The sequence below is a fragment of the Acidobacteriota bacterium genome (genome assembly GCA_040752915.1).
Lineage (GTDB): Bacteria > Acidobacteriota > UBA4820 > UBA4820 > DSQY01 > JBFLVU01.
The window spans coordinates 19,227-30,078 of record JBFMHB010000038.1 but is presented as its reverse complement, the minus strand read 5'-3'; the positions used below and the strand labels follow the sequence as shown (position 1 = coordinate 30,078).

At 68.7% G+C, this 10,852-nt stretch carries 7 protein-coding genes; 4 read left to right on the top strand and 3 right to left on the bottom strand.

What is annotated here, in order from left to right; translation table 11 throughout:
• Positions 1 to 669: hypothetical protein (locus AB1824_08550; GenBank protein MEW5765016.1), on the bottom strand; the 669-nt coding region annotated here is incomplete at its 3' end.
• Positions 666 to 1,712, bottom strand: a complete 1,047-nt coding sequence (gene lpxK / locus AB1824_08545) for a tetraacyldisaccharide 4'-kinase (GenBank protein MEW5765015.1) — start codon at positions 1,710 to 1,712, stop codon at positions 666 to 668. The genes lpxK and AB1824_08550, both read right to left, overlap by 4 nt.
• A gap of 243 nt (positions 1,713 to 1,955) precedes the next feature.
• On the opposite strand from lpxK, the gene AB1824_08540 reads away from it, so the two are divergent.
• On the top strand, positions 1,956 to 2,525 hold the full coding sequence (locus AB1824_08540) for a DUF5655 domain-containing protein (protein MEW5765014.1): 570 nt from the start codon (positions 1,956 to 1,958) through the stop codon (positions 2,523 to 2,525).
• A gap of 4 nt (positions 2,526 to 2,529) precedes the next feature.
• On the opposite strand, the gene AB1824_08535 is transcribed toward AB1824_08540, so the two are convergent.
• Complete coding sequence (locus tag AB1824_08535) at positions 2,530 to 4,422, bottom strand: alpha/beta hydrolase-fold protein (protein ID MEW5765013.1); 1,893 nt, start codon at positions 4,420 to 4,422, stop codon at positions 2,530 to 2,532.
• A 469-nt stretch (positions 4,423 to 4,891) separates the two neighbouring features.
• Here AB1824_08535 and AB1824_08530 point away from each other — a divergent pair, with 469 nt between their 5' ends.
• The 3 genes from AB1824_08530 to AB1824_08520 are packed head-to-tail and all read left to right on the top strand — an operon-like array spanning position 4,892 to position 10,795.
• Positions 4,892 to 8,437, top strand: coding sequence for a PAS domain S-box protein (locus tag AB1824_08530; GenBank protein ID MEW5765012.1), 3,546 nt, complete (start codon positions 4,892 to 4,894; stop codon positions 8,435 to 8,437).
• Positions 8,434 to 8,817: a response regulator gene (locus AB1824_08525; protein MEW5765011.1), complete on the top strand. Its 384-nt coding sequence runs from the start codon at positions 8,434 to 8,436 to the stop codon at positions 8,815 to 8,817. The genes AB1824_08530 and AB1824_08525 overlap by 4 nt, the downstream gene beginning before the upstream one ends.
• Before the next feature lie 40 nt (positions 8,818 to 8,857).
• Complete coding sequence (locus AB1824_08520) at positions 8,858 to 10,795, top strand: PAS domain S-box protein (protein ID MEW5765010.1); 1,938 nt, start codon at positions 8,858 to 8,860, stop codon at positions 10,793 to 10,795.
• Positions 10,796 to 10,852 lie beyond the last annotated feature (57 nt).

Sequence of the window (10,852 nt, the reverse complement as noted above, 5' to 3'; positions counted from 1 at the left end):
CTGGAAGGCGAGGAGGGCCTTGAGGGCCTTCCTCAGGGGCGGGGGAAGGCTTCGGTCCCCGGCGCGGGCGGCGGCCTCGTCGGGCGGGAGGAGGAGGGCGACGCGGTCCCTCCGGGCATAGGAGCGTCGAGCCTTCCAGAGGGTCTCCTCGAGGACCCACCCCTCGCCCACGGCCTCCCACAGATCCGGCAGGGAGTCGGCCCCGAGGCGCTCCAGCAGGCGGGCCGCCGATAGCGGGCCTTCGGCGAGCAGGGCGAAGAGGGGCGCCAGGGCGGGAGGCGGGGGATCGGGGGGCGCCCCCAGGCGGTAACGCGCCCGCGGGGAGGGGTCGAGGGCCGAGGGATAGGCGCACCGCAGGACCGATCCCCAGGAGACGAGGTAGTAATCGGCCACCCACCGGGTGAAGGCCAGGAGGTCCGGGGGAAGGAGGGGCGTCCGGTCCAGGACCTCCTGCACCGGCTTCAGGGGGCCGGGAACGGGGTCGCCGCCCTCCGCCACGACCCAGCCCACGAGGGTCCTTCCCGAGAAGGGAACCCGCACGCGCGCGCCCGGGGGGGCCTCGGGCAGGCCCTCCGGCAGGCCGTAGGTGAAGACCTTCCGGGGCGGCACGGGAAGGGCCACCTGAACGCGGCGGACTGGCGGCGCGGCGGCAGGCGGGTCGGGCGTCACGAGCGCCTCCGGGCCAGGGCCTCCTCCAGCAGGGCCCCCAGGCGCCCCTGAGGGTCGTCGAACTCCACCTCGAGCCTCGGCCAGACGAGGGGCGGGCCGCCGGTCCAGGCCGGGGCCCACTTGACGGCGTCCTTTTCGGTCGTGAGAACCGCCCCGGCGTTTGACCCGCGGACCGCCTCGAGGAGGGCCGCTCTCCGCTGGGGGGTGGGTGCGGCGTGGTCGGGGAAGGGGAGGGCCGCCGCCAGGTCCAGGCCGCGGTTCCGGGCCTGTTCGAAGAAGGCGGCGGGATGGCCGATTCCCGCAAAGGCCACGACCTGGCTCGCGGCGAGGGTGGCCCAGGTCACTCCGGCCGGAACCGATTCGGGCTCTCGGGACCAACGGAAGCGCGCCCGAACCTGCGGGCGGGAGCCCCAAAGCCGGGCGAGGGGGGCGGGGACCTTCTCCCCGCGCGTGACCACGAGGAGGTGGGCGCGGGAGGCCGCCGAGAGGGGCTCCCTCAGGCGCCCCGCGGGAGGCGTCCTCAGGTCGCCCGGCCGGGAAGCGTCCACCAGGAGGAGGTCCAGATCCCGCGCCACGCGCTGGTGTTGGAAAGCGTCGTCGAGGAGAAAGACGGTGGGCGCATCGGGAGCCAGGAGCGCCGCGCCTTCCTCCCGGCGTCCCGCCACGGCCACGGGCAGGTCCGGCATGGTTCGCGCGTAAAGAAGGGCCTCCTCTCCGACCTGGCCGGGGTCGCTCGACGGGAAGACCCGCAGGGGGACCGACGCGCGGCGGCCGTACCCCCTAAGGAGCACCGCCGGGCGCTCTCCGCGCTCCCGCAGGAGGCGGGCCAGGGCCAGGGTGACGGGGGTCTTGCCCGTGCCCCCGAAGGTCAGGTTGCCCACCGAAACCGACGGGGCGGGCAGGACCGAGCGGCGCAGGAGCCCCCTTTCATAAAGGAAGGCCTTGAGCCGGGCCGCCCCCAGGAAAGCCGCGCCCAGTGGGAGCAGGGCGCGGGCCCAAAGGGGAATGGACTCCTTCGCCGGCCGCGCCCCGTCCCGTACCATGGACCCAAGGATACCCCACCGCCCCCCCGGAGGAAACCGCGCAGGCGCGCTCCGCTTTGACGACCCGGTCCGGCGACCGGCCCCTTTCCACCGCCCGCCCGACGCCTTCGTCCGCGCCTCGGGAGGTCCTGCCGGAGAATAGGACGGTCCCGCCGCGCGTTGGGAATTCATGGCTCGGCGGCTCCGCCCCCTGGAGTCCTCCGAAACCTCCGGATGACCTTGCGCGAAGAAGGAGATCCCCCCATGCCCGATGTCCAGAAAGCCCTGGCCACCCAACTGTCGAATATCGAGAAGCGCACCGGCAAGTCCCTGGCGGAGTTGACGGCCTTCGTGAAGGCCAGCGGACTGTCCAAGCACGGCGAACTCGTCTCCCTGCTCAAGAGCACGCTGGGCATGGGGCACGGGGACGCGAACACCCTGGTTCACGTGGCCCTCCAATCCGACGGGAGCGGCGCGGCCCAGGGGCTCTCGGTGGAGCAGGTCCTGGATGGGCTGTACTCGGGTCCCAAAGCGGCCCTCCGGCCGATTCACGAGCGTTTGGCGGCCGAGATCCGGAAGCTCGGCCCCTTCGAGGAGGCGCCGAAGAAGACCTACATCAGTTACCGCCGCAAGAAGCAGTTCGCCATGATCGGTCCCGCCACCAACACCCGGGTCGAGGTGGGCATCAACGCGAAGGGGCTCCAGTCGGGCGGCCGCCTGCAGGAGCTTCCGGCCGGGCAGATGTGCGCCTACAAGGTGAAGCTCACCGACGCCGCCGAAGTGGACGGGAAACTGATCTCCTGGATCCGTGCGGCCTACGAGGCGGCGGGGTAAGCCGCTACGAGAGGACCCGGCGGAGCCAGGCGTCGAAGGCGGCCAGGGTGGCGGATCCCGGCGCGTCGTGGCCCTTGTCGGCCTCCTCGTGGTACTCCACCTCGGCTCCCGCCGCCCTCAAGCCCTCCACGAGCCGACGTGTCTGCTCCACGGGACAGTTGCGGTCGCGGCCTCCGTGGAAGATGAACAGGCGGGCGCCCCGGAAGGGAGCCAAAGCGCCCGGGGCAAGGAAGTCGGGATGACCCGGCCCGAGAAAGCGTACCGCGAGGTCCGGGGAGCCCGAAAAGACGGCCAGCGCCCGGTAGGCCCCCGGGGCTTCGAGGAAGGTCCGGTACACTCCATAGCCCCCCATGGAGAATCCCGCGAGGACAACCCGGTCCGGGTCACCGGGATAATTCGCCAGGAGATCCGCCAGGGCTTCGCGGATGTCCTCCTGGGCGTTGTCTGCGCTGTAGCAATTGGAGGTTCCCCGGCCGTTGGGGGCCAGACCAAGGAAGTCCGGAGGCACCCTCCCGCTTCCTCCGCGGAAGACGCTCCGGTCGTCCTCGCCGCTGCCGTGCAGAAAGACCATCACCGGAACCTTCCGGCCCGGCGGGAGGCTCGGAGGGACCCAGACGCTGTACGGTTGAAGGGTTCCATCCACCTTCGAACGGTAGGCCCTCCGCACGACTCCCGACTGCGATGCGATCCGGTCCTCCCCGCGAGAAGCCGCCTGAAGGATCTCTTCGATCCGGGCCAGGGCAATCCGAATCGGAGCGGCCGTGTCGGTGGGCTTCAAGGCCGCGAGGGCCGCTTCCGCTTCCTGGATGCGGTGGGCCAGGGTGACGGCGCTTCCCGGTGAGATTTGGCCCCGCGCCCTTTCCAGGCGACGGGAGAGGTCCCTCGAACCCCCGCCGGAAAGAACGGAGAGGCCCATTTCGGCGGCCGGGACTTCCTCGCTCCAGGTCCAGCGCACGGTGTAGCCTCCGGGCGGGAGATCGTCGCAGGCCACCTCGGAGGACCCGACCGTGAGCCCCCGGGGGGCAGCGATTTCGGAACGCCATGCCGAGAGGGTTTCGCCCTCGCCGCTCAGGAGCGCCGTGCGCGCGGGAAGGACCTGGTCCGACGCGGTGAGGACCGCGAAGCGAAGGGCGATCTTTTCCCCGGTGAAGCAGTGGTTTCGGTCGAGGACCGCGAAGGCCCGAGCGCCCGAGGCGAGGCGCGGCGGCGAGAACGTGAGGGGCACGTAGCGCCGCGGGCTCTGTTCGGACTGCAGGCGGTCGTCGGGAAGGGCGAAATGGTAGATTCTGCCTGTTTCCCCGGTGCCCTGCACGTAGCACAGGTTGAAGCCGATTCCCGGGGAAAGCCAGGGATGGAAAGGGTAGACCTGCCGCCAGGGCAGAAGAAGCTCGATGGTGGCCGTGCCCTCCGCGACCCGGGCGGCCAGGAGCGTGCCTTCGAGAGGGGTGAAGGCCAGGTCCACGTTCCGGTACCAGACGAAGGCTCTCTGGCGGGAGTGGGCCGCGTCGGCCCCGGGGGAGAATCCCAGGACGTAGAACTCACGCGAAGGACCGCCGTCGGGGAGGGGCGCGCAGAGGGCCATGTGGAAGCCGTCCCCGTTCTGGTAGGCGCGGTCCCGCGAGACGAGAGACACAGCGGGCGCCTGGAGCGCCACGTAGAGGAACTCCGCCCCGTAGGCCAGGCGGCACGTCACGTACGGCTGGGACAACGCCTCGCCGTCGTCCCGCACCGCGTACGCCAACGGTCGGGCCGGAAGTTCGGCGGCGGCGGGCTCGAGCGCGCCGTCTATGGAGGGCGGGTTCTCCAGAAAGTCCACGGCGGGCGCAGGGACCTGGGCGAGGAGCGGGACCATCGTCCCGGCCAAGAGCGCGAAGGCGAACACCGGGGTCATCCGCATGGGGCCTCCCAGCCCATATTGCCACACACTCCGCGCGTCCTTGGAGACCCACCGGACAGGGTCTCCGGCCAGGGATTCTCCCGCGGCTCGGGATTCGCCCTCACCGTGATCAGGATGCGACATCCCGGATCCAACCGTTCAAGAGCCCCCGCCGCGTTCTTCTCCTCGGACCCGCCCGCTCCGCCTTCCGCCCCCTCCGCCCGACGCGGTCGGCGGTCGGGCTTTCAGGCTCGTGGTTCTTCCTCCATCCTCCGTCATCCCGTGCGGTTCCTGCTCAGAATCCGGCCCGGGGCCGCTGGAGATGCAAAGGCCCCGTGGCCAGGCGGGTGCGATACGGAAAGTCTGTTTCGCAGAAGTCGCGCCCTGGATGGGGAGAGGGGCACCCTTGAATGTCCGGGCAGAAACATCTAACTTGACAATGGGTCCCATTGATCGCTCTCATCCAGGATTTTCCGGTGGAGGAGTCCCGGTGAGCGAAACTCTCGTGCCCAAGGAACGGGGGTCGCCGGTTTCTCCCGGCGGGCTCCTGCTCTTGGGGGGGATCGTTGCCCTGGCGGCGGTCTACTTGGCCGCGGCGCGCCTGGGCCTCCTCCTGGCCTATCCGGGGACGAACGCCACCGCGGTGTGGCTGCCCACGGGCATCGCGATGGCCGCGATTTTTCGGTGGGGAAGCCGGGTCTGGCCCGGCGTCTTTTTCGGCTCGTTGGGCGTGAATCTCTGGCTCCTCATGAAGATGGGCCTCCCGGTCCGGCAAGCCCTGTTCGCCGCTCTCGTCGCGGCCGTCGGGAACACGGTCGAAGCCACGGCGGCCGGATTCCTTGTGGAGCGGTGGACGGGGGGCCGGGATCCCTTTCTGCAATCCAAGGACGTGGTGATCTTCATCTTTCTCGCCGCCGTCTGTTGCACGGGCCTGAGCGCCCTGATGGGGGTGAGCGCGATCAGCACGGTCACCGGCCATTGGGTTTCCTACGGCCGGGCGGTGCTGACCTGGTGGCTCGGGGACGCCGCGGGCGCCCTCCTGGTCACACCCCTCCTCATGGCCCCAGGCAGGAAGGGAAAGGGAATCGGACCCTCCGGGCGCAGGCTCGAGTTCATCCTCTTCGCCGCGGGGACCGCCGCGCTCTGGTACCTCTGCTTCTTCCGCGCTCCCTCGCTGGTGGTCCTGTTCATTCCGTGGACGGCGCTGGTGGCGCTTCGCATGGGGCCCTCACGGTCCTCGGCCATCGTCTTCCTCCTGGCCGTCCTGGCGACGGCGGGCATCCTTTTCGGCGCCTCGCCCTTCACGATCGGGGCGCTCCAAGAGTCCCTCCTCCTCCAGCAGGGGTTCATCGCGTGCATCGCCGTGGCAACCCTGGTGCTGAGTTCCACGGTGTGGGAAATGGAGGAGGACCGGCGCAGGCTCCGGGAGGCTCACGGTTTCGAGCGGGAACTCTTCGAGCGGAGCTCCATCGGGCTTTCGCTGGGCACCATGGACGGACGTCTGGTGGAGGTCAACCCGGCCTACGCCGCCCTCGTGGGGCGGTCCGTGGCGGAGACGGTCCCCCTCTCCATCCGAGACCTGACGCCCAAGGAATGGTGGAAGGAGGACGAGGCCCAGCTCGAGACGCTCCAGCGGACCGGCCGCTTCGGGCCCTACGAGAAGGAATACCTTCGCCGGGACGGAAAGCGGGTTCCCGTGCGCGTCTCGGGCTTCGTCGTGGAGCGGCACGGCAAGCCGCACGTCTGGTCGAGCGTCGAGGACATCTCCGACCGGGTCCAGGCGGAGGAGGCGCTTCGCGAGAGCGAGGAGCGCCTCCGGTCGTTGGGAGACAACCTTCCCGACAGCTATGTCTACCATTACACAAAGGACCCGGACGGCACGCCGCGTTTCCTGTACCTGAGCGCCGGCGTGGAGAGACTCCATGGCGTGAGGCCGGAGGAGGCGCTTCGCGACGCCGGATGGCTCCTCGGGCAGATCTCGCCGGAGCAGATGTCCGGATTCCAGGAGCTTGAGGAAGCCAGCCGCAGGAACCTGTCGGATTTCCACATGGAAGTGAAGATGCGGCGCGCCGACGGGGAGTCGCGATGGCTCCTCCTTCGCTCCCGGCCCCGCTCGAGGGCGGACGGGCAGGTGGTGTGGGACGGGGTGGCCACCGACGTCACCGATCGAAAGGAGGCCGAGGACCGGCTGGAGGTGCTCAACCGCGTGCTGAAGACGCTCTACGAGGTCAGCGAGGTGATCGTTCGCGAGAACGACATCCGGGCCGTCTGGAGCCGCGCCTGCGAGATCCTCGTCCAGCGCGGGGAAATGGCCATGGCGTGGATCGGGATGAAGGAGCCGGCGGGTCCCCGCCTCCGTCGGGTGGCCAGCTCGGGAATCCCGCCCGGGGACCTGGACGCCATCGAAGTCCGCTGGGACGATACGCCGGAGGGCCGGGGCGCCATGGGCACGGCCCTCCGCACCGGACGCCGCTCCGTTCACCAGGACCTCCTCTCGGAGAGCCGCTTCGCGCCCTGGAGCGGCTTCATGGCGGCCCACGGCTTTCGCGCGGTCGCGGCCTTCCCCCTGCTCCTGAGAGGGGAGGCGGTGGGCGCCCTGGCCGTGTACGCCAAGCGCGAGGGCCAGTTCATCCCCGAGGTGCTCTCCCTGCTGGACGAACTCGCGGCCAACCTGAGCTACGCCCACGAGGCCATCGACAACCGGGCGGAGAGGGCGCGCGCCGAGGACGCCCTCCGCCAGAGCGAATCCAAGTACAGGGAGCTGGTCGAAAACGCGAACAGCATCATCGTCCGCTGGCGTCCCGACGGAACCATCGCCTTCATGAACGAGTTCGGCCTTCGCTTTTTCGGCTACCGAGAGGAAGACCTCCTCGGCAGGCACGTGGTCGGCACGATCGTGCCGGAGCGGGAGGATCAGGGCCGGGACCTGAGGCCTCTCATGGAGAGGATCTGCAGGGACCCCTCCGCCTTTGAGCAGAACGTCAACGAGAACATGCGCAAGGACGGCTCCAGGGTGTGGATCGCGTGGACCAACAAGGCCGTTCTGGACCGGGAAGGCAAGGTGTCCGAAGTGTTCAGCATCGGCACAGACATCACGGAAAAGCGGAGGGCGGAGCAGGAGATCATCGCCCTCAACGCCGCGCTGGAACGGCGGGTGGAGGAGCGGACGAGGGACTTGAGCCAGGCGGTGGAGGCTCTTCACGCGGAGAAGGCGGAGCTTCAGGCGGCCCAGGAGCGGATCAAGTCCTTGAACGCCTCGCTGGAAAAGCGGGCCCGGGAACTGAAGGTGGCCAACCGGCACCTCGCCAACGCCCTCGACAAGGCGGAGTCGGCGGACCGGGTCAAATCCGCGTTCCTGGCCGCCATGTCCCACGAACTGCGGACCCCCCTCAATTCGGTGATCGGGTTCACGGGCGCCCTCCTCGGGGGTCTCGTGGGCGAAATCAGCGACGACCAGCGCGACGCGCTCCAGATCGTCCAGCGCAACGGCAAGCATCTCCTCGCCCTCATCAACGACGTGCTGGATCTCTCGAAGCTCGAGGCGGGCCAGATGCGCCTGGCCAGCGAAGCCTTCGACCTGGCGAAGGTCGCCCGGGATTCCGTGCAATCCATGGAGCCCCTGGCGGCCGCCAAGGGGCTTGCGCTGACGCTGGAGGGGGCGCAGGAGCCGGTCCCCTTCACCGGCGACCCGCGGCGGATCTCTCAGATCGTCATCAACCTCATCTCCAACGCCGTCAAGTTCACGGAGAAAGGATCGGTGGCCGTGAGGCTGGCGCGCGGAGCGGACGGCGGTCATACTGACCTCGTGGTGTCGGACACCGGCATCGGCATTCTGCCGGCGGATATGGAGAGGATTTTCAGCGAGTTCGAGCAGCTCGACGCGGGAATCGCGCGCGGAGCCGAAGGGACGGGGCTGGGCCTGACCCTGAGCCGGAAGATGGCGAGGCTCATGGGAGGGGATATCCTCGTGGAGAGCGTGCGAGGGAAGGGTTCCACCTTTACCCTGCGGATGCCATTCGGCGGAGGCGAGGCATGAGGCCCTGGAAGGTTCTCATCATCGAGGACAACGAGGACAATCTGAGGCTCGAGCGCATGCTCCTGAGCCCCCTCGGCCTCGAGATCACCTCGGCCCGCGATGGCCTGAGCGGCGTGGAAACGGCCAAGGCGGACCGCTTCGATCTCATCCTCCTGGACATCCAGCTTCCGGTGATGGACGGCTACCAGGTGGCCCGGGCCCTGCGGCGGATCCCGCACTGTTCCTCCATCCCCATCGTGGCGGTCACGTCCTACGCCATGCCGGGCGACCGGGAGCGCTCCCTGGAATCTGGGTGTTCCGGCTACATCGAGAAGCCCCTGGACCCGAGTTCCTTCGCGAGGCAGGTGGAGGCGTTTCTCCTGAGCGGGGCGGGGGAGTGACGTCCGAGGTTGCCGGCACGGTCGTGCCTGGGAGAGGGTCATGCGCTACCTGATCGTGGACGACAACGAGGACAACCTCAAGTTCCTCGGGCTAATCCTGCGAAACGAGGGGCACCACGTGACCCTGGCGCGCAACGGACGCGAGGCCCTGGAAGCGGCGAGGAATCTCGCGCCGAACGTCGTCGTCTCCGACATTCTCATGCCGGAGATGGACGGTTTCATGCTTTGCAGGGCGTGGCAGGAAGACCCGGCGCTGAGAGGGATCCCCTTCGTCTTTTACACCGCAACGTACACGGCCCAGGAGGACGAGACCTTTGCGCTGTCCCTGGGCGCGAGGGCCTTCATTCGAAAGCCCGCCGACCCGGCGTCCTTCCTCGCCGAAATGGATGAGGTCTTGAAGGACCTTCCATCCGGTCCTCGCCCAGAGGAACCGGAGCGACTCCATCAGGAGGACTTCCTCGCCCTGTACAGCCAGAGGCTCGTGGAGAAGCTGGAGCACCGCACGGCCTCCCTCGCGGCCTCGGAGGAGCGCTACCGGAGGCTCTTCGAGTGCATGCGGGACGCCATTTTCCTGGCGGACCCGGAAACGGGGAATCTGCTGGACGCCAATTCGGCCGCGTGCGAACTGGTGGGCAGGACGAGGGAGGACCTCGTGGGGCAAAGCCAGGCGATCCTGCACCCACCCGAAGAGGCGTCGAAGTACCGTGAGGTTTTCCGCCAACAGGCGACCTCGGGAGGGAGCCGATTTCTCGAAGGGCTCTTCGTCCAGCACCGGGACGGGCGCCGCATCCCGGTGGAGGTCTCGACGGCGGTTTTCGAAACCTCGGAGGGCCGGGTGATGATCGGCGTGTTCCGCGACGTGACCGAGCGCAAAAGGGCGGAAGAAGCCTTGCGGGAAAGCGAGGAGCGCTTCAGAACCCTCGTCGCGCAGAGCCCCGACGGGATCTTCCTCGCCGACTTCGAGGGACGCCTGCTGTCGGTCAACGAGGAAATGTGCGTTCGGCTCGGCTATTCGGAAGCGGAACTTCTATCCCTGAACATCTGGGACCTCCTGCCCGCCAGGTTTCGGTCCCAGCAGGAGAGCCGTCTGGCCAGGATCGTCCGTGGGGAGCAGGTGGACGAGGCGGCCGAATACGAGGTGCGGACCAGGGACGGGGCGCTGCGATTGATTGACGTCCGTTCGGCGCCCTACCGGGTAGGAGGGAAGATCGTCGCCTTTCTCGGCATCGCGAGGGACATCACGGACAAGCGACGGGCCGAGGAGGATCTGAAAAAGGCCCAGGAGCAGCTCGCCGAGGCGAGAAACCTCCAGACCATCGGGATGATCGCGGGCGGCGTGGCCCACGAGGTGCGCAACCCCCTGTTCGCCCTCACCACCGTCTCGGCCGCGCTGGAGAAGAAACTCGCCGGACAACCCGAGTTCGCGGAGTTCACGGAGCACATCACCAACCAGACGAGGCGGCTGAACGAGTTGATGAACGATCTCCTGACCCTGGGGCGCCCCATTCCTGACGAACAGTTCAAGCCCTGCCTGGTGCGCGAGATCTTCGCCCAGGCCGTTGCCCGGATCGAGAAATCAGAGCCGGGCGCCTGCCGTCGCTGTGTCCTGACCCATCCGGAGGAAGAATTCTCGATCCGCGCCGTGCCCGAGAAGCTCGAGCAGGTGTTCTTCAACCTGGTTCACAACGCGCTGGCTCTGTCTCCCCCCGAAGCCCCGCTCGCAATCCGAATCTGGAGGGAAGGCCCCTCGGTCTGCCTGTCCATCTCCGACCGGGGCCCCGGCGTCCCTCCCGAACTCATGCCCAAGCTCTTTCAGCCCTTCGCCAGCAGGAGGAAGGGCGGTACGGGCCTCGGGCTGGCCATCGTCCACAAGATCGTATCCGCCCACGGTGGAACCGTGACCGCCGCCAACAACGACCCTCCGCCGGGTGCCACCTTCACGGTGCGCCTGCCGCTGATGGAGCCAGCGGAGGGTTGAGACACGCCGAGGATCATGGGGCGGATCCAAGAAGGTAGGATTCTCGCCCCCTCGCCG

Excerpts from the sequence above, each read along its gene's own strand:
- lpxK (MEW5765015.1), bottom strand. The coding sequence starts at position 1,712 with ATGGTACGGGACGGGGCGCGGCCGGCGAAGGAGTCCATTCCCCTTTGG.
- AB1824_08520 (MEW5765010.1), top strand. The coding sequence starts at position 8,858 with ATGCGCTACCTGATCGTGGACGACAACGAGGACAACCTCAAGTTCCTC.
- AB1824_08540 (MEW5765014.1), top strand. The coding sequence starts at position 1,956 with ATGCCCGATGTCCAGAAAGCCCTGGCCACCCAACTGTCGAATATCGAG.
- AB1824_08535 (MEW5765013.1), bottom strand. The coding sequence starts at position 4,422 with ATGCGGATGACCCCGGTGTTCGCCTTCGCGCTCTTGGCCGGGACGATG.
- AB1824_08525 (MEW5765011.1), top strand. The coding sequence starts at position 8,434 with ATGAGGCCCTGGAAGGTTCTCATCATCGAGGACAACGAGGACAATCTG.